This window comes from Corallococcus aberystwythensis (genome assembly GCF_003612165.1).
In the GTDB taxonomy this organism is placed as follows: Bacteria; Myxococcota; Myxococcia; order Myxococcales; family Myxococcaceae; genus Corallococcus; species Corallococcus aberystwythensis.
The window spans coordinates 1-413 of record NZ_RAWK01000597.1 but is presented as its reverse complement, the minus strand read 5'-3'; the positions used below and the strand labels follow the sequence as shown (position 1 = coordinate 413).

1 protein-coding gene is annotated in these 413 nt (G+C 38.0%); it reads right to left on the bottom strand.

The genetic code is table 11. The features are described from left to right. On the bottom strand, nt 1-413 hold a 413-nt coding region (locus D7W81_RS41655), incomplete at both ends, for a TPM domain-containing protein (protein ID WP_208721705.1).

Here is a 413-nt window from a genome sequence, read left to right as displayed (position 1 = left end):
ACCATAAATATGGTGAAAGTAAAAAAGAAGGAAAATACAGCAATGGAAAAAATTTTATCGGAGAACAGGAATAAATCTAAAAGATAGATTGCTGAAATACAGACTCCACTTTTACATGCGCGACAAAAATTACTGCCTTGATGAAAAAACCAGAAAGGGAAGAACATCACTGCAAATACCCAAAAAATAGCAAAGTAATAATGATCACTGGAAGACGCTGATTCACTTTCTGAAGGATTAGTCGGATATGGGTGTTGTGAAGTGAGTTGGTTATTCAAAGCGTTTATAGCTAGCTCTAATCCCTTAGCTAATTTTTGTGGTTTAAATGCGGGTATCATGTTGCTACGGATGATATCTCCAGCCAGAGCATCGGTTACCTTTTCTTCCAGCCCATAACCTACCTGGATGCGGAC